Annotated in this window: 19 protein-coding genes and 1 pseudogene; 12 read left to right on the top strand and 8 right to left on the bottom strand. The window is 72.9% G+C overall.

Features of this window, described 5'->3' with window-relative positions; translation table 11 throughout:
* Positions 1-94: 94 nt before the first annotated feature.
* Positions 95-361, bottom strand: a complete 267-nt coding sequence (locus tag ACFPL3_RS36690) for a hypothetical protein (protein ID WP_343942222.1) — start codon at positions 359-361, stop codon at positions 95-97.
* Positions 362-789: 428 nt separating this feature from the next.
* Between ACFPL3_RS36690 and ACFPL3_RS36685 the strand changes: the two genes are divergently transcribed.
* From ACFPL3_RS36685 to ACFPL3_RS36675, 3 genes are read left to right on the top strand one after another with little or no spacing between them, the layout of a single operon-like run.
* Positions 790-1,533, top strand: a complete 744-nt coding sequence (locus ACFPL3_RS36685) for an ABC transporter ATP-binding protein (protein ID WP_343942223.1) — start codon at positions 790-792, stop codon at positions 1,531-1,533.
* Positions 1,530-2,753, top strand: coding sequence for an ABC transporter permease (locus ACFPL3_RS36680; protein ID WP_343942224.1), 1,224 nt, complete (start codon positions 1,530-1,532; stop codon positions 2,751-2,753). The genes ACFPL3_RS36685 and ACFPL3_RS36680 overlap by 4 nt, the downstream gene beginning before the upstream one ends.
* Entirely contained in the window at positions 2,750-4,294 is a 1,545-nt protein-coding gene (locus ACFPL3_RS36675; protein WP_343942225.1) for an efflux RND transporter periplasmic adaptor subunit, read from the top strand. The genes ACFPL3_RS36680 and ACFPL3_RS36675 overlap by 4 nt, the downstream gene beginning before the upstream one ends.
* A gap of 94 nt (positions 4,295-4,388) precedes the next feature.
* Here ACFPL3_RS36675 and ACFPL3_RS36670 read toward each other — a convergent pair whose 3' ends face one another.
* The gene (locus ACFPL3_RS36670) at positions 4,389-5,267 is read right to left on the bottom strand and encodes an AraC family transcriptional regulator (protein ID WP_343942226.1); all 879 of its coding nucleotides are present in this window, start codon (positions 5,265-5,267) and stop codon (positions 4,389-4,391) included.
* A 92-nt stretch (positions 5,268-5,359) separates the two neighbouring features.
* Here ACFPL3_RS36670 and ACFPL3_RS36665 point away from each other — a divergent pair, with 92 nt between their 5' ends.
* From ACFPL3_RS36665 to ACFPL3_RS36635, 7 genes are read left to right on the top strand one after another with little or no spacing between them, the layout of a single operon-like run.
* Positions 5,360-8,668, top strand: coding sequence for a DUF5107 domain-containing protein (locus ACFPL3_RS36665; RefSeq protein WP_379590483.1), 3,309 nt, complete (start codon positions 5,360-5,362; stop codon positions 8,666-8,668).
* Positions 8,665-9,927, top strand: coding sequence for a cellulase-like family protein (locus ACFPL3_RS36660; RefSeq protein ID WP_343945952.1), 1,263 nt, complete (start codon positions 8,665-8,667; stop codon positions 9,925-9,927). Before ACFPL3_RS36665 ends, ACFPL3_RS36660 begins: the two co-directional genes overlap by 4 nt.
* A 3-nt stretch (positions 9,928-9,930) precedes the next feature.
* A complete protein-coding gene (locus tag ACFPL3_RS36655) occupies positions 9,931-11,223 on the top strand; it encodes an ABC transporter substrate-binding protein (protein WP_343945953.1) in 1,293 nt (430 codons plus the stop codon).
* Positions 11,220-12,146: a carbohydrate ABC transporter permease gene (locus ACFPL3_RS36650; protein WP_343945954.1), complete on the top strand. Its 927-nt coding sequence runs from the start codon at positions 11,220-11,222 to the stop codon at positions 12,144-12,146. Before ACFPL3_RS36655 ends, ACFPL3_RS36650 begins: the two co-directional genes overlap by 4 nt.
* 1 nt (position 12,147) lies before the next feature.
* Complete coding sequence (locus ACFPL3_RS36645; protein ID WP_343945955.1) at positions 12,148-12,963, top strand: carbohydrate ABC transporter permease; 816 nt, start codon at positions 12,148-12,150, stop codon at positions 12,961-12,963.
* Positions 12,960-14,840: an alpha-galactosidase gene (locus ACFPL3_RS36640; protein ID WP_343945956.1), complete on the top strand. Its 1,881-nt coding sequence runs from the start codon at positions 12,960-12,962 to the stop codon at positions 14,838-14,840. The genes ACFPL3_RS36645 and ACFPL3_RS36640 overlap by 4 nt, the downstream gene beginning before the upstream one ends.
* Positions 14,833-15,597, top strand: a complete 765-nt coding sequence (locus ACFPL3_RS36635) for a hypothetical protein (protein WP_343945957.1) — start codon at positions 14,833-14,835, stop codon at positions 15,595-15,597. The genes ACFPL3_RS36640 and ACFPL3_RS36635 overlap by 8 nt, the downstream gene beginning before the upstream one ends.
* A 6-nt stretch (positions 15,598-15,603) precedes the next feature.
* Here the strand turns inward: ACFPL3_RS36635 and ACFPL3_RS36630 are convergent, their stop codons facing one another.
* On the bottom strand, positions 15,604-16,350 hold the full coding sequence (locus tag ACFPL3_RS36630; RefSeq protein WP_343945958.1) for an SAM-dependent methyltransferase: 747 nt from the start codon (positions 16,348-16,350) through the stop codon (positions 15,604-15,606).
* A gap of 120 nt (positions 16,351-16,470) precedes the next feature.
* Here ACFPL3_RS36630 and ACFPL3_RS36625 point away from each other — a divergent pair, with 120 nt between their 5' ends.
* A complete protein-coding gene (locus ACFPL3_RS36625) occupies positions 16,471-17,256 on the top strand; it encodes a lysophospholipid acyltransferase family protein (protein ID WP_343945959.1) in 786 nt (261 codons plus the stop codon).
* Positions 17,257-17,292: 36 nt separating this feature from the next.
* Here the strand turns inward: ACFPL3_RS36625 and ACFPL3_RS36620 are convergent.
* The 5 genes and pseudogenes from ACFPL3_RS36620 to ACFPL3_RS36600 form a co-directional block, all read right to left on the bottom strand.
* Positions 17,293-17,595, bottom strand: a pseudogene (locus ACFPL3_RS36620) (endonuclease domain-containing protein); the annotation flags it as partial.
* 256 nt (positions 17,596-17,851) lie between these two features.
* The gene (locus tag ACFPL3_RS36615; protein ID WP_343945960.1) at positions 17,852-18,133 is read right to left on the bottom strand and encodes a type IV toxin-antitoxin system AbiEi family antitoxin domain-containing protein; all 282 of its coding nucleotides are present in this window, start codon (positions 18,131-18,133) and stop codon (positions 17,852-17,854) included.
* 196 nt (positions 18,134-18,329) lie between these two features.
* On the bottom strand, positions 18,330-19,277 hold the full coding sequence (locus tag ACFPL3_RS36610; protein WP_379590476.1) for an acyl-CoA desaturase: 948 nt from the start codon (positions 19,275-19,277) through the stop codon (positions 18,330-18,332).
* A 58-nt stretch (positions 19,278-19,335) separates the two neighbouring features.
* A complete protein-coding gene (locus ACFPL3_RS36605; protein WP_343945962.1) occupies positions 19,336-20,709 on the bottom strand; it encodes a mycothione reductase in 1,374 nt (457 codons plus the stop codon).
* 9 nt (positions 20,710-20,718) lie between these two features.
* Positions 20,719-21,474, bottom strand: coding sequence for a M15 family metallopeptidase (locus tag ACFPL3_RS36600; RefSeq protein ID WP_343945963.1), 756 nt, complete (start codon positions 21,472-21,474; stop codon positions 20,719-20,721).
* Positions 21,475-21,588: 114 nt separating this feature from the next.
* On the opposite strand from ACFPL3_RS36600, the gene ACFPL3_RS36595 reads away from it, so the two are divergent.
* Complete coding sequence (locus ACFPL3_RS36595) at positions 21,589-22,047, top strand: GNAT family N-acetyltransferase (protein ID WP_343945964.1); 459 nt, start codon at positions 21,589-21,591, stop codon at positions 22,045-22,047.
* Positions 22,048-22,084: the final 37 nt, after the last annotated feature.

The raw sequence follows: 22,084 nt of genomic DNA, 5'->3' as shown, positions 1-22,084 counted from the left end.
GGATCGCCCGATGAGGGAGGGGTTAACCTGGGCGTGGTGCAGGCCCCCGACGAGCCCGGGGGCCTGCACCACCACTACGCAGGTGGGAGGGCTGTCAGTAGTCGGCCCCGGTGCCACCGGCACCACCGGCACCGCCGGCCGCGTTGCACTGGGAGACGTCGCCACCCGAGCCGACGATCGCGCCGAGGGAGACGCCGATCGGGATCAGGCACTGCGAACTGGCAGCGCCACCGGCGCCACCGGCGCCGCCCGTATTATCGATGTGACCGTGGCCTCCTGCCATTGCGGCCCCACCGAAGAGCGCCGCCCCCGTCAGAGCAAAAGCAGCTGCAGCGGACACGACACGGGTCTTACGAAGCATCTTGCTCTCCTTGGTTGTGATTGCGGAACGTGGTCCGTTCCGGAACACAGGAGTAGTCGGCCTCCTGACCCGTGTCCAGTGGTGCGGCCCCCTCGACCGCTCATCCCACCCGGATGGGTTGTCACGGCTGATTTCGAACACGTGCCGTGATGGGGATCACGCTGCCGGGTGGGTCTTGTTGAATAGCGAACTGACATCCGTGTGATTCAGCTTTCGGGAGTGCTGTCGTCACCCATTCTGAACGTGAGCCGGACGCGGAGTGTGTTCGCATGCGTGATCGCCGACTCGGCGGGGTGAATACGTGGCGGATGACGTAACAGCCCTCATGGGCCTTCGTTGAGGACGTGTCCACGGGGCGGGGGCATCCGCCCGCGACGACCGGACCGGCTGCGCACGGGCGCGCGACGGGAAGGGTGATCCGCAATCCGATGATCAGGCTCGAAGGTGTCGGGAAGAGCTACCGAGCGGGGGAGGCAGAGGTCCGGGCGCTCCAGGGGGTCGAGCTCACCGTCGACGAAGGCGACTTCGTGGCGATCATGGGGCCGTCCGGCTCCGGCAAGAGCACGATGATGAACATCCTCGGCTGCCTCGACCTGCCGAGCGAGGGCCGCTACCTGCTCGACGGCATCGACGTCTCGGGGATGAGCGACGACGAGCTCGCCGACATCCGCAACCGCAAGGTCGGGCTGGTCTTCCAGTCGTACAACCTGCTGCCGCGCACCACGGCGCTCGCCAACGTCGAGCTGCCGCTCGTGTACGGCAACCAGCGGGCGCGCCGAACGCGGGCCCTGCGCGCGCTGGAGGAGGTCGGCCTCGCCGACCGCGCACACCACCTGCCCAACCAGCTCTCCGGTGGGCAGCAGCAGCGGGTGGCCATCGCGCGTGCGCTGGTCACGCGCCCGACGATGATCCTCGCCGACGAACCGACGGGGAACCTCGACACGGAGGCCAGCTGCGAGATCGCGGAGATGCTGGGCCGGCTCTGCGAGGCGGGGCGGACCGTCGTGCTCATCACCCACGAGGAGGAGATCGCCGCGTACGCCCGCCGGGTGGTGCGGTTGCGCGACGGCCGGATCGTCAGCGACACCCGCAGCGGCGCCCCGGACGACATCGCCGCGGACGTCACCCGCGAGATCCCCGCCTACGGCGTGCGGGCGGAGGCCGACGCGTGACGCTGCGACTGGCCATCGTCATGGCGTGGCGCGGCCTGCGCGCCAACCGCCTGCGCTCGATGCTGACCATGCTCGGCATCATGATCGGCGTCGCCGCCGTGATCCTGCTGGTCGCGCTCGGCAACGGCACGTCCGCGCGGCTGAACTCCCAGCTGGAGGCGCTGGGCACCAACCTGATCGGCGTCTTCCAGGCCCGCGGCAGCGTGTCCGAGGGCGGCCGCAGCCAGCCGCTGACCGACCGGGACGTCGAGGCTCTGCGCGAGTCGAACGAGGCGCCGCGGTTCGTCACGGTGACGCCGGTCAAGCAGGCGAGCGCGGTGCTGAAGGGGCCGTACGGCACCTGGCGCACCAGCATCGTCGGCTCGTCGCAGGACTACCCGGCGGCCCTCAACCGGACGATCGACGTCGGGAAGTTCTTCAGCGAGTCGCAGGTGCGCACCCGCGCGCGCGTGGTGGTGCTCGGGCCGCGCCCCGTGCAGGAGCTCTTCGCCGGCATCCCGGCGGCCGCACTGGGGCAGCAGGTGCGCATCGGGACGCAGACGTTCGAGGTCGTCGGCGCGCTCGAATCCAACGGGCAGCAGGACGACATCGCGGTCATGCCGATCACGACGGCGCGCACCTACCTGGTGGACGGCGGCGCGGACGACCGGGTGGACCAGCTCGTGGTGCAGGCCACCGGCCAGGACGCCGTGCCCGCGGCGATGGCGAAGATCGCCCGGGTGCTCATGCAGTCGCACCGGATCGACGACCCGACCCAGAAGGACTTCGAGGTCCGCTCGAACCTCGACCTGCTCGAGCAGTACGGCGAGGTCACCGAGGTCTTCACGATCTTCCTCGCGTCGATCGCCGCGATCGCGCTGCTCGTCGGCGGCATCGGCGTCATGAACATCATGCTGGTGACGGTCACCGAGCGGACCCGCGAGATCGGCCTTCGCAAGGCGCTCGGCGCCCGGCGCCGCACGGTGCTCGAACAGTTCCTCGTCGAGTCGACCGTGCTGTCGGGCATCGGCGGGACGGTCGGCGTCGTCCTCGGCGTCGTGCTGTGCCTGCTGGGCGAGCGGTTCGGCACCGCGTTCGGCGACTTCGCCCCACCACAGCTGTCCATCCCGTCGGTGTTCCTCGCGTTCACCGTGAGCCTGTGCATCGGCCTGTTCTTCGGCGCCTACCCCGCGAAGCGCGCCGCCCGACTCCGCCCCATCGAAGCGTTGAGGTACGAATGACCACCCGAACCGCCGTCCGTCGCCTCGCCGCCGCGGCACTCGTGCTGCTGCTGGCCGGGTGCACCAGTGCGGAGTCCGAGCCGCTCACGGTGAAGGTGACGCGCACGAGCGTGACGTCGACGGTGAACGCGACCGGGTCGCTGCAGGCCATCACCGAGCAGAACCTGGGCTTCCCGGAGGGCGGCAAGCTCGTGGCCGTCGACGTCGCGGTCGGCCAGCAGGTCGAGGCGGGGCAGGTCCTCGCCCGGATCGACGACTTCGTGGCGCAACGCGACCTCGCCTCGGCCGAGGCGCAGCTCGCCCAGGAGCGGGCGGTGCTGGCCCGCATCCGCGACGGCAACGACGTGGGCGCCGCCGAGGACGACGCCGAGCGGGCGAGCGCGGTCCTGAAGGCCACGAAGGAGCGGGCCGAGGCGATCGACGACGCCAACGCCTCCGCCGTGGAGGAGGCGGAGAAGCAGCTCGAGCTGGACGAGGAGGTCCTGGAGGACACCAGGGCCCGGACCCGGGCGGACCGGCGGTCCTGCACGGCCGACGACCGCAGGGCGGCCGAGCGGGAGGCGGAGGACGACAGCGGGTCGTTCTTCGAGTTCTCCGGGCGCGACGCGGGATCCGACGACTGCGAGGTGGCCGCGCAGAAGGAGACCGAGGTCGAGGCGGCCGAGCGTCAGGTGCGGGCCAGCGAGGCGGCCCTCGAGAAGGCGGAGAACCAGCGGCGCGTCGACCGGGCCGAGCAGGACCTGGCGATCGAGAACGCCCGCCGCGACCTGGAGGCCGCGAAGAACGAAGCCAAGGGCGCGCGCGGCGTGCGCCCCCACGACATCGACGAGCAGACCGCGGTGGTGGCGCAGCTGCAGATCGACGTGGACAAGGCGCGCCGCGTGGTGGAGGACACGGTGCTGCGGGCGCCCGTCGGGGGCAAGGTCGCGAGCATCAACGGGGTGGTCGGCGAATTCGTCGGCGGCGGCTCCGGCACCACCCCGCTCGCGCCGGGCGGCCGGGTGCCGCTGCCCGAGCGCGGGTCCGGGGTGTCGGCGAGCGACCGGGGTTCCGAGGACGGCGAACGGCCCGGCGGCGCGTCGTTCATCGTGCTCAGCGACGTCCAGAGCTTCCAGATGGTGGTTCCGTTCGCGGAGACCGACGCGGCGCTCGTGGAGCCGAACCAGGAGGTCGAGGTGACCTTCGACGCGATCCCCGACCTCACCCGCACCGGCCGGGTGGTCAGCATCGCGCCGAGCGGCACCGACCTGCAGGGCGTCACCAGCTACTACGCCGTGATCGTGCTGAGCGAGCTCGACCCCCGGCTGCGCGACGGCCTCACGGCCTCGGCCAACGTGGTGGTGGACGAGCGCGACGACATCCTCGCCGTGCCCAACGCCGCGCTCCTGCAGAGCGGGGGGAGCGGCATCGTCACCGTGCTGGAGCCGGACGGGGCGCAGCGGCAGGTGCAGGTCGAGCTCGGCCTCGCGGGCGACAGCGTCACGGAGGTCGTGTCCGGGCTGCGGGAGGGCCAGCAGGTGCTGGTGGCGCCGGGCGGCTGAGGCGGGGGAAGTTCAGGAAAGCCACATTCAGGGCCGGAGAGGCCTTGAATGTGGCTTTCCTGAACCGGCGGGAGCCCGCGCGGGACCGACCGCCTCAGCGGCCCTGCCGCCGGTGCTCGCTTCGGTAGTCGCTCGGGCTGCACCCGTGGACCGTGCGGAACTGGCGCGAGAAGTAGAAGGCGTCGGCGTACCCGACGGCCTCGGCGATGTCGCCGATGTCGCGCGACGACGTGATGAGCAGCTCGCGCGCCCGGGCCATCCGCAGCCGCTTCGTGTACTCCACCACGCCGCCGCCGGTGGCCGCGCGGAAGAGCGCCGAGAAGTGCGACGGCGACAGTCCCGCGGTGCGGGCGAGCTCGGCCACGCTGAGCGGCTTGGCGAAGTTGCGGCGCAGGTAGTCCTGGGCCTGGCGCACCGGCTCGGTGCGCTGCGGGGCGCCTGCGGTGACGTCGGCGGCGAGCTGGGCGAGCAGCGTCCAGCCCGCCCCGGCGGCCGAGATCAGGCTGGGGAGCGTCTCGTCGCGCTCGAAGCAGGCGATGGCGTCGTCGATCGTGGCGACCGCGCGGTACGCGTCGTGGAGCTCGACGAGGGTCTCGCGCCCGTCCGGTGCGATCACCGACAGGAGCTCGGGCACCTGGGTGCCGGTCGCGTGCAGCCACCAGATCGTCCATGGGCGGCCGGGTTCGGCGAGGTAGACGTGCGGGAGGTCCGGCGGTACGACGAGCGCCTCGCCCGGGCCGACGACCGTGGTGCGGCCGCCCGCCTCGCACCGGCCGTACCCGTCGACGCACACGATCACGATCGCCTCCGGAGCACCCTCCGGGCGACGTCGGCCGTGGTTCGCCGCGCGGGGGAAGTAGCCGGCGTCGGTGACGAGCAGCCCGGACGTCGGGGGCCTGCGCAGCGCCGACGCGACGAGTGGGCGGGGGAGCACCCGCAGCCGCTGGCCGGGGAAGCCGTCGGGGAGCAGCACCCGCCCAGACTATGCGGCACCGTCGAATCGTCCAGGCATCTCGGTCGAATCGCCCATGCCCCTCGCAGGGTGCGCGCTCGTAGCGTCGCGGCGTGCTCGAAGGTGAGTCCCGGATGCAGCTCCCGGACCGGCCCGCCGCGCTGGCGGACGCGGGGGTGGCCGCCTGGCGGGAGCGGGTGACGATCGACAGCTACCTGCCCGAGCCGCCCGACCGCTACCCGGCCTACCTGGGCCGGCGCGTCTACCAGGGGTCGTCGGGCCGGGTGTACCCGCTCCCGTTCCACGACCGGATCAGCTCCACCGCCATGCCCCACGAGTGGGAGGCGGTGCACCTGGAGAACCGCTGGGTGCGGATCATGGTGCTGCCCGAGCTCGGCGGGCGCATCCACGTCGGGTACGACCGCAGCGCGGGCTACGACTTCTTCTACCGCAACGAGGTGGTCAAGCCTGCGCTCGTGGGCCTGGCCGGGCCGTGGATCGCGGGCGGCGTCGAGTTCAACTGGCCGCAGCACCACCGCCCCGCCACCTTCCTGCCCACCGACGTCGAGATCGAGCACGATCCCGACGGCGCGGTCACCGTGTGGTGCTCCGACCACGACCCGTTCGCCCGGATGAAGGGGATGCACGGGGTGCGGCTGCGGCCCGACCGCGCGGCCGTCGAGCTGCGGGTGCGGCTGTACAACCGCAGCGAGATCACGCAGACGTTCCTGTGGTGGGCCAACGTCGCCGCCCGCGTGCACGACGAGTACCAGTCGTTCTTCCCGCGGGACGTGCGCGTGGTGGCCGACCACGCCAAGCGCGCGGTGACCGCGTTCCCGGCCGCGGACCGCCCGTACTACGGGATCGACTACGCCGCCCGGCGCGACACGGGCGGCGACCGCCTCGACTGGTACCGCAACATCCCCGTGCCCACCTCATACATGTGCGTGGGCAGCCGCGAGGGCTTCTTCGGCGGCTACGACCACGCGGCCCGCGCCGGGTTCGTGCACGTGGCCGACCCGCACCTGGCCGTCGGCAAGAAGCAGTGGACGTGGGGCAACTCCGCGTTCGGCCACGCGTGGGACCGCAACCTCGGCGACGACGGCGCCGCCTACGTCGAGCTGATGGCCGGGGTGTTCACCGACAACCAGCCCGACTTCTCGTTCATCGCCCCCGGCGAGACGAAGGTGTTCTCCCAGGTCTGGTACCCGATCCAGGAGATCGGCCCGGTGCACGCGGCCACGGTGGACGCCGCCGTGCGGGTGGACGTCGAGGACGGCGGGGTGCGGGTCGGGCTCGCGGTCACCGCGGAGCGGCCCGGCTGCCGGATCCTTCTCGAGGACGCGGCGGGAGCCGTCCTGGCCGAGACCACGGCCGACGCCGCGCCGGGTGCGCCCCATCGGGGCCGGGTCGCGCTCGACGTGCCGGAGCGCTTCCGGGTGCGGGTCCTGCACGGCGGGCAGGAGCTGGTCGCCTGGGACTCGTACGTGCCGGACGCGCCCGGCGCTGTGCCCGCCACCGAGCCGCCCGCCCCGGCCGACGTGGCGTCGGTCGAGGAGCTCGCGCTGATCGGCGCCCACCTCGAGCAGTACCGGCACGCCACGCGCTCGCCCGAGCCGTACTGGCGCGAGGCGCTGCGCCGCGACCCCGGCCACGTCGCGAGCAGGGTCGGGCTCGCCGCGCGCGCCTACCGGCGGGCCGAGTTCGTCGAGGCGGAGGAGCTGCTCACCGCAGCCGTCGAGCGCCTGACCGCGCGCAACCCCAACCCGTCCGACACCACCGCGCACTACCTGCTGGGGCTGGTGCTGGAGCGCACGGGCCGTCCGGAGGAGGCCTACGCCCGGTACGGGACCACGTCGTGGGTGCGGGCCTGGCGCGCGCCCGCCGGCTACCGGATGGCCCGTATCGACGCCGCCGCCGGCCGCGACGCCGTGGCGCTCGACCGGCTGGCCGACGTCCTGCGCACCGAACCGGAGCACCTGCAGGCCCGCGCGCTCCGGGCGCTGCTGCTGCGCCGCACCGGCCGTGCCGACGAGGCCGATGTGCTGCTCCGCGACACGCTCGCGCTCGATCCGCTCGACTGGTGGAGCCGCGACCTCGCCGGGCTGCCGCTCACCACCGACTCGCAGACCTGCCTGGACGTCGCGCTCGAGTACGCGGGCGTCGGCGAGCACGACGCCGCGCTGCGGGTGCTCGACGTGGCCGCGGACCGCGAGGCCGACCGTGCGCTCGGCCAGACCGCCGCCGGGCCGCTGATCAGCTACCACCGCGCCGCCCTACCCGTGAGTGGTAACGAGTGCTCTGGCACTCGTATCCACTCACGGGCTCTGACCTGGTGTTTTCCGTCTCGGTTGGACGACGTCGCGGTGCTGGAGCGGGCGGGCCAGGCGGATCCTCAAGCCCTCGCCCTGCGCGGCCACTGGTACTACGCCGTGGGCCGCGCCGACGACGCGATCGCCGCCTGGCGGGCGAGCGCGGCGCTCGACCCGTCCGACCCGGTGGTCTGGCGCAACGTCGGCCTGGCCGCCTGGAACCACCTCGGCGACGCCGACGAGGCGCGCGCCGCGTACGACCGCGCGCTCGCCGTGGCGGGTGCCGACGCCCGGCTGGCCTTCGAGAGCGACCAGCTCGACGCCCGCCGCGGCGTGCCGCCGGAGCGGCGGCTCGACCGGCTGCTGGACGTGCGCGGGCTCGTCGAGACCCGCGACGACGCCACCGTCGCGCTCGCGCATCTCCTGCTCACCGCGGGCCGGCTGGAGGAGGCCCGGGCACTGCTGCTGGGCCGCACGTTCCAGCCGTGGGAGGGCGGCGAGGGCGAGGTGCTGCGGGCGTGGGACCGGCTGTGCCGGCTGGCGGCGGCCCGGCCGGGCGCGAGCGCCGTGGCCGCGATCGACGCCGCGCTCGACCCGCCCGCGTCCCTCGGCGAGGCCCGCCACCCGCTCGCCAGCACCGCGGCGCTGCACCTGGTGCGCGGCGACGCGCTCGCCGCCGCGGGGGACGAGGACGCCGCGCGCGCCGCGTGGGAGCTCGCGGCCCGCGACGGCGACTTCCTCGCGATGTCGGCCGACCCGCACTCCGAGGCCACCTACTCCTCGGTGCTCGCCCTGCGCCGCCTGGGCCGCGACGCCGAGGCCGCGGCGCGCACGGAGTCGCTGCGCGCGTGGGTCGACGAGCTGGAGGCGGCGCCGGCCGTCGTCGACTACTTCGCGACCTCCCTGCCGTCCCTGCTGCTGTTCGCCGAGGACCCGGCAGTGGCGCGCCGGCGCCGCGTCGCGTTCCTGCGCGCGCAGCTCGACGTGCTCGACGGCGCACCCGACCGGGCCCGCGAGCGCCTCGACGCGCTGCTGGCCGACGACCCGCACCACCTCGACGCGCTGGAGCTCGCCGGCGCCCTGCACCCCCTCCTGGAGGACGCGCGATGACGATCCCCGCTCACCTGCCCGACCGCCTGACGATCACCCTCTGGGACTTCTCCTGGTACGTGCGCACCGGGCCGGGGGAGCCGTTCGAGGACCTCGACGCCGCCTTCGCCCAGGCCGTCGAGCGCGGCTACAACACCGTGCGGATCTGCGCGATGCCGTTCTTGCTCTTCGGCTCCGGCCTCGACCCCACCGCGTTGCGGCTGGAACGCCTCGGCGGCGAGTACGGGCAGGGCATGCGCTGGTACGACGTGAAGGCGCCGACCACGATCGACGCACGCGAACACCTGCTCGAGCTGTTCCGCGCCGCGCGCCGCCACGACTGCTACGTGATCGTCTCGTCGTGGGAGTACCAGCAGAGCGCGTCGTTCGGCGCCGACTCCGCCTGGTGGGACGCGCTGCGCGCGGTGCCGCCCGCCGAACGCCCCGAGCGCCTGGCTGCCGCCCACGCCGATCTGATCGACCTCCTGATCGCCGAGGGCCTCGACGACCGCGTCGCGTTCACCGAGATCCACAACGAGGTGCAGGTCGGGCACCTCGCCGAGGGCGTGGAGCGCAACCAGGCGGTGCTCGAGCTCGGCCCGCCGCTGGAGAAGGCGGTCGACGTCTTCAAGGCGCGCCACCCCGACCGTCCGTGCACCGTGAACTACGGCGGCGTTCCGCACGCGAGCATGCGCGGGATCCCCGAGAACATCGACGTGCTCGCCGTGCACCCCTACGTCTACGGCGTGCTCGGCGCCCTGATCGAGGAGTTCGGGCTGCGCGGCCCCGTCGCGGACTTCCCGCAGGAGGCCGCGGCCGCCCTGCTGCGGCCCGGTGCCCCGCCGATCGCGCAGTGGACCCTGGACGAGCAGCACGGCTGGCGGCTCGACGCGACGATCGTGCAGGCCGCTGAGGTGTACGTCCACGACTGGTGCGATCCGGACGCCTTCGACCGCTGGCTCTACGACCACTACGGCGAGTACCGGGTGGCGATGGACGAGAAGCTGCGCCTCTGGCTCGACGTCGCCGCCGACTGGGCGGCCGCGCACGGGGTGCCGCTCGTGCTCGGCGAGGGCTGGGTCGGTTACACGCCGCTGCGCGGCACGTTCGAGGAGGGCCCGGTCGGCGCGCAGATCTGCCGCGACGCCGTGCGCTACGCCCGCGACCGCGGCGCGTGGGGCACGGTCGTCTGCTCCAACGCGGCTCCCCAGCACCCCATGTGGGCGGACGTCGCCCTGCAGCAGGAGTGCAACTCCACCTTCACCGCAACCCGGAGGTAAGTCATGGCAGCAACGGAGCTGTCCCGTCGTCGGTTCCTGCTCGGTGCCGCGAGCCTGGGCAGCGTCCCCCTGCTCGCGTCGTGCGTGGGCTCGGGCGGCGGTGAGACCGGCGGCGGGCAGGCGTCGGCCACGATCACCCTGCAGTCCTCGATCCAGGACACCGCGCCGAAAGCCGCGCTCGAGGAGATCGTCCGCTCGTACACGGGCGCCGGCTCGCCGGTCACGCTGAACGCGGTGGCGACCGAGCAGTTCCGGGCGCAGCTGTCGACGTACCTGTCGTCGGCGACCCCGCCGGACGTGCTCACCTGGTACGCCGGGTCGGTCGCCAACTCCTACGCCGCCGAGGGTCTGCTGATGGACCTGTCCGACCTGTGGACCGGCGACGGCGCGTGCGCCGGGTTCTCCGACGCGCTGCGTTCGCTCTCGACCTCGGCGGACGGGACGGCGATCTTCGTGCCGACCAGCTACTACTGGTGGTCGGTCTTCTACAAGAAGTCCGCGTTCGCGTCGTGGGGCGTCGAGCCGCCGACCACGTGGGACGGGTTCATCGCACTCTGCGACCAGCTGAAGGCCCGCGGGATCCACCCTCTCACCAACGGGATCGGCACCACCCCGTGGATGGCGTCCGGCTGGTTCGACTACCTGAACCTGCGGATCAACGGCGCCGACTACCACCGCGCCCTGCTGGCCGGGCAGCGGTCGTTCGCCGATCCCGAGGTCGTCGACGTGATGGAGCAGTACGCCCGGCTCATCCCGTACTTCCACCCGAACCAGACCTCGTGGGACTCCCAGCAGGCGGTGACGCCCATGGTGAACGACGAGGCCGCGATGTACCTGGTCGGGGCGTTCGTCACGCAGTACTTCCCGGAGGACCAGCGCGACGACCTCGACTTCTTCTCGGTCCCGCCGATCAACCCGTCCGTGCCGAGCGCCGAAGAGGCCCCCACCGACGGGTTCTTCGCCGCCGCGCGCAGCGACAACCCCGATGGCGCGAAGGCGCTGCTGACCTACCTCGCCTCGCCGCAGGCACAGCAGGCCTACATCACCAAGTCCGGCTCGTCCAACCTGCCGACCTCGCCGGACGTCGACACGTCCGGCTTCAGCCCGCTGGTGCAGAAGGGCATCCAGCTGCTCAACTCCACCCAGGAGATCACGCAGTTCTTCAACCGCGACTCCAGCGACGCCCTCCAGACCACAGCCGACACCGCGCTCACCCGGTTCCTCGCCGATCCCTCGGACATCCCGGCCCAGCTGCGGGACTGGCAGGCGGCGGCCGAGCAGGTCTTCTCGTCATGACCGCGGTGCAGGACGCCCCCGTGCGGACGGGCGCCCCGCCGCGGCCGGGCAGGCACCGGCGGCGGGTGCCGCCGCTGGTGTGGGCGTTCCTGCTGCTGCCGCTGGCCGTCGAATTGTTCTGGGTGTTCTGGCCCGCGATGAACAGCTTCTCGCTGTCGTTCACCGAGTGGAACGGTGTCGGGGCGGCGAAGCCCGTGGGGTTCGCGAACTACGAGCGGATGCTCGCCGACCCGATCTTCGCCACCGCGGTGCGCAACAACGTGATCTGGGCGATCGGGTTCGGGGCGCTGTCGGTGGCGGGTGGGCTCGCCCTCGCCGTGGCGCTCAACCGGCCCGGGCGGGGCGTCGGGATCTACCGCAGCGCGATCTACCTGCCGATGGTCATCTCGCTCGCGGTGACCGGCCTGTTCTGGCGGGTGATGTACCAGCCGGGCGGCCCGATCGACGCGGGTCTCGGCGCGATCGGATCGGAGAGCCTGCAGCAGCAGTGGCTCGCCAACCCCGACACCGCGCTCTACGCGGTGCTGATCGCGGCCGTCTGGCGGCAGGTCGGCTACATCATGGTGCTCTACCTCGCAGGGCTGAAGGGCTGCGACCCGACGCTCGAGGAGGCCGCCGCCGTCGACGGGGCGAACGCCTGGCAGCGGTTCTGGAAGGTCGTCATGCCGCAGCTGCGCGGCGTCAACACGGTGGTCTTCGCCGTCACCGTGATCGACTCGCTGCGCACGTTCGACATCGTGTGGGCGATGACCCGTGGCGGGCCCTACAACACCACGCAGCTGCTCTCGACCTACATGTTCCAGCAGGGCTTCACGCTGGTGAACCTCGGCTACGGCTCCGCGCTCGCCGTGGTGATCTTCCTGCTGGCGATCGCGTTCATCATCACGTACCTGGTGCGCCAGGCCCGGGTCGAGGAGGGCTGACGTGCGACGCTCGCCCTGGTTCCACGCCGTCATGATCCCGTTCACGCTGCTGTGGCTGGCCCCGATCGTCTTCGTGGTGCTCGTCGCGCTGCGCGACTTCGACGACATTGCCGCCCGCGGCCTCGGGGCCCTGCCCACGGGACTGACGTTCGACGGCTTCGCCACGGCTCTCGCCGGCGGGAAGGTGGTCACCGCGCTGCTGAACAGCGCGGTGGTGACGGTCTGCGCCGTGGTCGCCTCGCTCGCGCTCGCGGCGCTCGCCGCCTACGCGCTCGCCCGCCACCGCATCCCGGCGCGCCGCACGATCCTGCTGGTGATGCTGGCCGGGAACCTGCTCCCACCGCAGATCCTGCTCATCCCGGTGTCGCGCATCGCCCAGGGCATGGGGATCTACGACACCCTGTTCGCGCTGGTCGTGGTGCAGGTCGGGTTCGGGCTCGGGTTCTACACGTTCGTGCTGCACGGGTTCATGCGCTCGCTGCCGACGGAGGTGTTCGAGGCCGCGCTGCTCGACGGCTCCGGCGCGGGACGCACGTTCTGGAGCATCGTCCTCCCGCTCTGCCGGCCCGCGCTCGCCGCGCTCGCGGCGCTCGCGACCACCTGGATCTACAACGACCTGATCTGGGCGATGACCGTGCTCCAGACCGACACCAAGTTCCCGATCACCGCGGCCCTGCTCAACCTGCAGGGCGGCTACTCGAACTCGTGGAACGTGATCGCCGCCGGGTCGTTGGTGGCGGCCGTGCCGACGGCGATCGTGTTCTTCGTGTTCCAGCGGCACTTCGTGTCCGGACTGCTCGTGGGCACCGGCAAGTGACCACCTGGGAGCTGCCCACCGCGACGTCGCCCTACGTCGTGCGCGAGGGTGACGCCGGGCTCGAGCTGGCCCACTGGGGCCGGCCCGTGGACGTCGTCGCGCCGCGCGGCTCGTTCGAGACGCCCGCCGACATCGCCCCGCTGGAGTTCGCCGCCGGGGGCACCCGGCACGCGCAGTTCAGCGAGCTGCTCGTGCCGGGTGGCGGGGCCCTGCGGCTCGTGCCCGGCTCCGTGGTGCACACCGGCTGCCGGCTGCGGGCGCTGCTCCGGGACGACGACCTCGGCCTGGAGGTGGAGCTGCACGTCCGCACGTCCCGCGCGCACGACGTCGTCGAGAGGTGGGCGGTGGTGCGGGCGTCCCGCCCGCTCGTCCTGCACCGGGCGTTCGGGGCGGGCTGGAACGTGCCGGTCGGGCCCGGGGCGCGGGTGGGCACGCTGGTCGGGGCTTGGTCGCGCGAGTGCACGCCGGCCGAGGTGGACCTGCCCGCCGGGCAGCTGTCGATCGGCAGCCGTCAGGGGATCACCTCGCACACCTACGCGCCGGTGGTGACGTTGCGGTCGCGCGACGCGGAGGACGCGTACGGGATCGCGCTCGCGTGGAGCGGGTCGTGGCGGTTGACGGTCGACGCGGTGCCGTTCCGCGAGGTCGTGCGCGTGAGCGGCGGGGTGAACGACGAGACGTCGATCGAGCTCGGCGCGGGGGAGGAGTTCGAGACCCCGCACCTGCTCGGCGTGTGGAGCCCGGACGGCCGCGCCGGCGTCGCCCGGGCGTGGCACACCTACCAGCGCGGGCTCGCCCGCGGCCCCGAGCACCGCCCGATCGTCCACAACTCCTGGTACGCCACCACGTTCGACGTGCGGGTGGAGCACCAGCTCGCGCTCGCCGACGCCGCGGCCGACCTGGGCGTCGAGGTGTTCGTCGTGGACGACGGCTGGTTCCGCGGGCGCACGAGCGACCGGGCCGGGCTGGGCGACTGGTTCGTCGACGGAACGAAGTTCCCGGACGGCCTCGAACCGCTGGTCAAGGGCGTGCTGGAGCGCGGGATGCGGTTCGGGCTGTGGGTGGAGCCGGAGGCGGTGAACCCCGACAGCGACCTCTACCGCGCCCACCCCGACTGGGTGCACCGGCCCCTGCTGACGCTGCGCAACCAGTACGTGCTCGACCTCGGGAAGCCGGAGGTGGAGGCCTGGGCCGGAGAGACCTTGCGGCGGCTGCTCACCGAGCACCCGATCAGCTACCTCAAGTGGGACATGAACCGGGCGATCACGCTCGGCGGGTCGATCGCGCACACCCGGGCGTACCACCGGCTGATGCGGATGCTGCGCGAGGAGTTCCCGCACGTCACGGTCGAGGCGTGCGCGGGCGGCGGGGGTCGGGTCGACAACGCCGTGCTCGCGCTGGCCGACGTCGTGTGGCCCAGCGACGAGACCGGCCCGCGCGACCGGCTCGCGATCCAGCACGGCTTCCTGTCCGCGTACCCGCCGCACGTGATGAGCTCGTGGGTCACCGGCGAACCCGACCGGCTCGACACCGAGCCGGCGAGCCTGGAGTTCCGGTTCGTCGTGGCGATGGCCGGGGTGCTCGGGAGCGGCGCCGACCTGCTCGCCTGGACCCCGGCCGAGCGGGACCGGGCTCGCGAGCTCGTGGCGCTGTACCGGGAGATCCGGCCCGTGGTGCACACCGGCGCGGTGACCCGGCACGGTACGCCGGCCGACCCGGCGTACGCCGTGCAGTACTCGACCGACGATCAGACGGTGCTGCTCGCCTGGCGCCGGCCCGGGGCCGGACCGCTGCGCGTCCCGGTCGGCGACGGCGTGGTCGAGGTGCCGTTCCGGCTCGCGCCCGACTGCGACGTGGTGGTGCTCGACTATGCCTGACCAGGGGTGGCAGCCCCGCCCGCTCACGGTCGAGGTCGACCTCGCCCACGGGGGCCGCTGGACCTCGCTGCGCACCCCGGAGCGGGAGTGGCTGTGGCGCAACCCCGACCCCGCGGTCGCGGCCGCCCGGGCCGCGGTGGCGCCCGGCGCCGCGTTCGTCGACGCCGGGGGAGTGGAGGAGTGCCTGCCCACCGTGCGCGGCGAACCCGACCACGGCGCGGTGTGGTCGGTGCCCTGGACGGTCGATGGCGTCACCGCGGGCGGGTTCCGGCTCGAGCGACGCATCCGGTGCGACGGCGCGCTCACCGTGGACTACACGATCACCGGCCCGCCGCACGCCCCGATCGTCCACGCCGTGCACGCGCTGCTCGACGTCTCGTCCGCGGCCCGGCTCGACGCCCCGGGCGTCCGCACGGCCCACCTGATCGACCAGGACGAGCACGTCCCGTGGCCGTCCGGGCTCGACCGCCTCGGGCCGGACGACGGCACGGCCACCGCCGCCGTCCTCCCCCGCTGCGCTGCGGTGACGGTGGTGGACGGCCCCGACGCGCTCGAACTCACCTGGCAGGCCCCGGCCCCCGCGCTCCTGCTGTGGCGGAACCTGCGGGGCTGGCCGGAGGGGGCGCCGTACCGCTCGGTCGGGGTGGAACCGATGATCGGGACGGCGGCCTCCCTCGACGGCCCGGGCCGGCCGGCGAGGTTGGGGCCCGACGGCGTCCTGCGCTGGGGGTTGACGGTCAGGGCGTGGCGTTCCTGAACCTCCTTAGCGCCGCATGAGCGCGAACACACCCCACCCCACGTACTCCCGCTGGTAGCGCACGTGCCGCAGGGGCGCCGAACTCAGCTCGGCACGTAGCTCCCCGGCCAGCTCGTCGTCGGGGTGAGCGTCGAGGAAGCGGCGGATGTTCAGCCACTGCGCCGCGACGTACCGGTCCCAGCTGTCCTGGTCGGCCAACACCATCTCGACGAGGTCCCACCCGCGATCGCCGAAGCCCTCGACGAGCTCCGGGAGTGACGCCAGGTCGCCGACGTCCCGGGCGTAGGAGCCCTCGACGGCCTCCTGGTCCGGCGGGTGCTGCCGCCAGTACCGCTCGCCGACGAGGACCGTGCCGCCGGGACGCAGCCCGCGTTCGAGGAGCTCGACGGTGCCCGCGGTGCCCCCGCCGATCCAGGTGGCCCCGAGGCACGCGGCGACGTCCACCGGCTCGTCCGGTACGTAACCGGTGGCGTCCGCGTGCACGAACCCGACCAGGTCAGCGACCCGCAGCTCGGCCGCCCGCGCGCGGGCGGCGTCGAGGAATGCCGTGCTGATGTCGACGCCGACACCGGTGACGCCGTGGTCGCGCGCCCACGTGCAGAGCAGCTCGCCCTTGCCGCACGCCAGGTCGAGCACGCGCGTGCCGGGCGGCAGCCGCAGCGCCGCACCCAGCGTGGCCAGCTTCTCCGGGGTGAACGGGTTGAGGACGCGATGGCTGCTCTCGCGGATCGAGAAGCTGCGGGGGAGATCCACGGCCGGGACCGTAGCCGCCGGGGCCACGGGCGGCTACGCGATTGTCGACGCCCGTGGGACCGCGGTCACATCTGCCCGGATGGGATGATCGGGCCTGTGCTCGAGCCCGAGGAGACACCCGTGACGCAGGACCGACCGCTGTCGGAGTGGCAGAAGCTGCGGCTGACGTTCACCCGGCGCTGGCGGGACTCCGGCTTCTGGTACGGCCTCGCGATCGCGCTGATCTGGCCGTTCGCGATGTTCGGCACGAAGGTCGGCTGGCGCGGTGGTGAGCACATCCCGAGGTCGGGCGGCGCCCTGCTCGCGATCAACCACGTGTCGTTCGCCGACCCGATCTTCGACGTCGCGTTCACGATCTGCCACGGGCGGATGCCGCGGTTCCTCGCGAAGTCCGAGCTGTGGGACATGCCGGTCGTGAAGTGGGTGCTCGGCGGTGGCAAGCACATCCCGGTCTACCGCGCATCGATCCGGGCGAAGGACGCCTACCGCGACGCGATCGCCGCCATCGAGCGCGGCGAGATCGTGGCCTTCTACCCGGAGGGCACCTACACCGCCGACCCCGACGGCTGGCCCATGAAGGCCAAGAACGGGATCGGCCGCATCGCCCTGCTCACCGGGGCGCCGGTCATCCCGGTGGCGAACTGGGGCACCCAGGACGTCCTCCCGCCCTCCAGCGGCAGGCCGCGGCTGCGCCCCCGTCGGCGGGTCACGGTGGTGGCGGGCCCACCCGTTGATCTCTCGGCCTGGCTGGGCGGGCCGCGCACCCGCACCGCGCTGGACGGGGCCACGAACGCGATCATGTCCGACGTCACGAAGCTGGTCGCGGAGATCCGGGGCGAGACCCCTCCCGCCGAGCCCTTCACCCCCGGCGCCGATGCGCCCCGCGAGGAGCGGCCGGCGAGCTGACGCCGGTCGGCGCCGGGACAGGGCGAGGGTGTGCTCGATCTCGGCGATGCAGGCGGCGGGCTGCCCGTCGAGCGCGTGCCAGGGGTACCGCAGGAGGTCCCAGCCGCTGCGCGTGAGCGCGTTGCCCTTCCTGCGATCCGAGCGGAACCGCTCCGCGTCGACGTGCCACGCCCACCCGTCGACCTCGATCGCCACGTTCAGCGCCGGGAAGGCGAGGTCGATGCGGTACGGCCCGAACGGGTGGTCGAGCACCCAGCCACCGATCCCCGCGTCGCGGAGCAGCTGGACCAGTAGCCGTTCAGCGGCCGAGTCGGCACGGTCCGCGGCGGCGACAAGCATGCGGTGCATGGCCGCCGACCCGTGCCTGCCGATGGAGCGGCAGTAGGACCGGTAGACGGCGGCGAACCGGACGTGGCGTTGCAGCGCGCGGTCGAGGAACACCGAGCCGCGCGGTACCGCCAGCGCGGTCTCGAGAGCGGCGAGGGGCGCGCCCGCCACCGAAACGCCCCGGCGTTCGATCACGTCCACCGGTGGGAGGTTGCGCCGGCGCAGATCGACGCCGGGCCTGCGCCTCTTGTGGATCCCGCGGGGAGCGTCAGCTCGATCGCCGCCGGTGCACGATCGAGCATGCCGTGCCAGAACGCTGCGGCTGGGCCGGTGACCACGGCACCCGCTGCTCCGGCCACAACGATGCTGCTCGCACCCGGGCCTCGTCGGTGAGCGGGTGCCCGCCGACCAGGTAGACGCCGGGATACAGCTCGTGCCACGCGCCGCTGCGGACGCGGCGCAGCGTGGTGTCGGCCGAGATCTCGCAGGCCAGCGCCTGGGCGCGGGTGATGACGCCGGCCTGCCGGGCGAGGATGTGCTCCAGGACCACAAGGGGGAAGCATCCACGGCCAGGGCGACCGGTGGGCCGTTTGCGCTGATCATGCCCTCCGCCGCCCTCCGAGGCGCCCCGACCTTGCGCCAGCAAGGTGGCTTTGCTGGCGTATTGCGCCAGTAAAGCCACCATGCTGGCATTCGGGGCCGGGGGCCGGGGGCCGGGGGCCGGGGGCCGGGGGCCGGGGGCCGGCTCAGGCCGCGGCGCGCGCCAGCTTCTCCAGGCGACGCTGGGTGGGCCAGCGCACGGAGTGGGCCCAGCCCAGCTTCTCGAACGCCCAGATGACGCGCGCCGAGATGTCGACCTGCCCGCGCTGGACGCCGTGGCGGGCGCAGGTGGGGTCGGCGTGGTGGAGGTTGTGCCAGGACTCCCCGAAGGACAGGACGGCGAGCGGCCAGACGTTGCGGGAGTGGTCGCGCGCGGCGAAGGGCTGGTCGCCGATCATGTGGCAGATCGAGTTGATCGACCACGTGACGTGGTGCAGGAGGCCGACGCGCACCAGCCCGGCCCAGAAGAACGCGGTGAGCGCGCCCCACCACGACCAGGAGAGCAGGGCGCCCAGCGCGGCGGGCACGAGCAGCGTGAGGATCGACCAGAGCCCGAAGAGGCGGTCGACGCGGCGGATGTCGGCGTCGGCCAGCAGGTCGGGGGTGAACCGCTCGCGGTTGGTGAGGTCGCGGTCGAACAGCCAGCCCATGTGCGAGTGCCAGAAGCCCTTCGCGAGGGCGGCGGGGCCGGTGCCGTACAGCCACGGCGAGTGGGGGTCGCCCTCCTTGTCGGAGAAGGCGTGGTGGCGGCGGTGGTCGGCCACCCAGGTGATCACCGGGCCCTGCATGGCGAGGCTGCCGGCGAGGGCGAGCGCGATGCGCAGCGGCCGCTTCGCCTTGAACGACCCGTGGGTGAAGTAGCGGTGGTAGCCGACCGTGATGCCGAGACCGCTCGCGACGTAGAAGGCACCGGCGATCGCGACGTCGATCCAGGTGAGCCCCCAGCCCCAGGCGAAGGGGATGGTGGCGACGAGCGCCACCAGGGGGAGGATCACGAAGACGTAGACGCCGACCTGCGGCGCCACTCCGCGCCGCCCGGCGAGGATTGGGCGGGGTGTGCCCGCCGGGCGAGTCGGGGTGTCGGCAACGGTCATGGGCATGCTCCTCGGGCAGTTGTTGATTAAGGGTGACCTTACCCGCTCGGGGCGAGATCTAAAGCTCGAGACCGAGGAGTGCGTTCTCCACCACCTCGGGCAAGCCCGGGTGGATCCAGTACTGGCCGGTGGCCATCTCCCGCGCGCCGAGGCCGAACGACATGGCCTGGATCAGCGGCTGGATGACCGTGGACGCCTGCGCGCCCATCACGTGGGCCCCGAGGATCCGGCCGGTGCCGCGTTCGGCGATCACCTTGCAGAAGCCGGTGGTGTCCTCCATCGCCCAGCCGTACGCGACGTCGCCGTAGTCCTGCACGGCGGCGGTGTAGTCGAGGTGCCCGGCGCGGCACTCGGCCTCCGTGAGCCCCACCGAGGCGATCTGCGGCTCGGTGAACACCGCCGCGGGCACGAACCGGTGGTCGCTGCGGCGGGGCGCCTCGGGGTGCAGCAGGTTGTGGCTCACGACCTTGGCCTCGTGGTTGGCCACGTGCTTGAGCTGGAAGGCGGAGCTGACGTCGCCCAGCGCGAAGATCCCGTCGACGCTGGTGCGCTGCTGGTCGTCCACGACGATGCGCCCGTCGGGGTGGGTCGTCACCCCGGTGCGGTCCAGGTCGAGGCGGTCGCTGTTGGGCATCCGCCCGGTGGCCACGAGCAGCAGGTCGCCGTGCACGGACGAGCCGTCGGACAGCTCGAGCGTGACGTCCCCGTGCTCCCCGCGCACGCCCGTGACGTCGTGGCCGAGGTGCACGTCCCAGCGGTTGTGGACGATCTCGGTGAAGCGCTCGCAGATCGTCTCGTCCTGGTGGCGGAGGATGCTGCTGCGCCCCACGATCGTGACCCGCGCCCCCAGCGCCGAGAACACGTGCGCGAACTCCACGCCGATGTAGCCGCTGCCGAGGATCACGACGTGCTCGGGGAGCGCGTCGATCCGCATCACGGTGTCGGACGTCTCGTACGGCACACCGGAGGCCGTCACGACGTCCGGGACCACCGGCCTGCTCCCTGCGGCGATCACCACCCGATCGGCGGTGAACGCGTCGGCGCCGGACCCGTCGGTGTAGCTGACGGCCAGCTCCTTGGGCCCGGTGAACCGGGCGTGGCCCTCGTAGACCGTGACGTGCGGGTTGCGATCGACGCGGTACTCGCGCCCGCCCCCGGCGATCGGGTCGATGCGGCCGAAGACGCGGTCGCGGATGTCGGTCCAGCGCACCTTGTCCACCGTGGCGTCCACGCCGTAGCGCGATGCGTGCCGGACCGCCTGCGCCACGTCGGCGGCGTAGACGTACATCTTGGTGGGGATGCAGCCGACGTTCAGGCAGGTGCCGCCGAAGACGCCGTGCTCGACGATGGCGACGTCCAGGTGCGCGAAGCGCTCGTCGACGATCGAGTTGCCGGAGCCGGTACCGATGACGACGAGATCGTGGTGGCGCACGACCCCACGCTACGTGCCCGTCTGAGAGAAGTGGTGGCGGTCCACCGGTGAGGTCCAGCGCCCGCCCCACGTCCAGCCGATCCGTTCGAACGCTGCGACGACGGGGCAACCGTCGCGGATCATGCCGGGCAGGTCGCGGTCGCGGTCGAGGTAGGCGGAGGCGAGTTCGGGCAGCACGAGGTCGCCCTTGCTGTAGGGGTTCTGGAACGGGTTGACGTCCACGGCGAGGCCGAGGGCGTGCGCCGACCACTTCGTGGAACCGGTGGCGGGCCGGCAGACGAACGCGGTGGTGTTGTTGTCGTCGCCGGTGGGCGGGGCGGCGAGCTCGGCGGGTTCGACGACCCGCATCTCCTCGATCGGGAACCGGGCCTCGTACAGGTCGCCGAACACCCTGGCCACGTCGCCGGCCACCGCGGCGGCGACGATCAGCTCGCCGGTGTGCGCCGCCCCGTCGAAGCCGTGGAAGACCACGGTGACGTAGCGCAGGTCCTCCGGTTGCACCGGGCAGCCGGGCTTCCACGTGGAGCGGGCGAGCACGTCGTCGGGCACCGGCGCCACCGTGGACGTGAACGCCCCGTCCACGGGTGGCGGCAGGACGTCGCGGGTGGGGAACCGCCGGTCGACGAGGTCGGGCGGGGTGGGCTGTGCCACGCCGTACCCGTCGGGGCGCAGGGGGAGCCGAGGGCGTTCCGCCGCCGCGGCGGGCGGGCCGGCCAGCGCGAGCGCGGCGGCCGCCAGCGTGGCGATGATCACGGGTCGGCGCACGCGCCGAGCGTCGCACGGAGGAGGGCGATCAGGGGCTCACCCGATCTGGTACGCATGCCTGATGGACGACTGTCAGCGAGCGGTACACCCGAACTGCGCCCCGGGGGGCCTGCGATGAGCGGTGACGCGCTGACCGCCACCGTGCACCGCGCCTGGGCGGCCGACCTGCCGGTCGCCACGCTCTACGAGCTGCTGCGGCTGCGGGTCGACGTGTTCGTCGTGGAGCAGGCCTGCCCGTACGCGGAGCTCGACGGGCGTGACCTGGAGGAGGGCGCGCGGCACTTCTGGCTCGGGGGCGACGGGCACCCGGAGCCGGTGCTCGGCTGCCTGCGCCTGCTGCGGGAGCCCTCGGGTGACCTCCGCATCGGCAGGCTCTGCACGGCCCGTTCGGTGCGTGGACGCGGGCTGGGCAAGCAGTTGATGGAGGCGGCGCTGGCCGAGGTCGGCGACCGCGTCTGCGTGCTCGACGCGCAGGAGCACCTCGCCGGGTTCTACCGCGGGTTCGGCTTCGGGCAGGTGGGCGAGCCCTACGACTGGGACGGCGTCGCGCACGTCCCGATGCGGCGCAGCTGACCCAAGATCGCTCGGCGTCGCGTGGAGCGCCGTGTTG

Origin of the sequence: Pseudonocardia zijingensis, assembly GCF_042657305.1 — a bacterium.
Lineage (GTDB): Bacteria > Actinomycetota > Actinomycetes > Mycobacteriales > Pseudonocardiaceae > Pseudonocardia > Pseudonocardia zijingensis.
This window is presented reverse-complemented; position numbering and strand designations above follow the sequence as displayed.

Coding starts and splice junctions, on each gene's coding strand:
- ACFPL3_RS36690 (WP_343942222.1), bottom strand. CDS start 361: ATGCTTCGTAAGACCCGTGTCGTGTCCGCTGCAGCTGCTTTTGCTCTG.
- ACFPL3_RS36675 (WP_343942225.1), top strand. CDS start 2,750: ATGACCACCCGAACCGCCGTCCGTCGCCTCGCCGCCGCGGCACTCGTG.
- ACFPL3_RS36685 (WP_343942223.1), top strand. CDS start 790: ATGATCAGGCTCGAAGGTGTCGGGAAGAGCTACCGAGCGGGGGAGGCA.
- ACFPL3_RS36595 (WP_343945964.1), top strand. CDS start 21,589: ATGAGCGGTGACGCGCTGACCGCCACCGTGCACCGCGCCTGGGCGGCC.
- ACFPL3_RS36635 (WP_343945957.1), top strand. CDS start 14,833: ATGCCTGACCAGGGGTGGCAGCCCCGCCCGCTCACGGTCGAGGTCGAC.
- ACFPL3_RS36610 (WP_379590476.1), bottom strand. CDS start 19,277: ATGACCGTTGCCGACACCCCGACTCGCCCGGCGGGCACACCCCGCCCA.
- ACFPL3_RS36650 (WP_343945954.1), top strand. CDS start 11,220: ATGACCGCGGTGCAGGACGCCCCCGTGCGGACGGGCGCCCCGCCGCGG.
- ACFPL3_RS36660 (WP_343945952.1), top strand. CDS start 8,665: ATGACGATCCCCGCTCACCTGCCCGACCGCCTGACGATCACCCTCTGG.
- ACFPL3_RS36655 (WP_343945953.1), top strand. CDS start 9,931: ATGGCAGCAACGGAGCTGTCCCGTCGTCGGTTCCTGCTCGGTGCCGCG.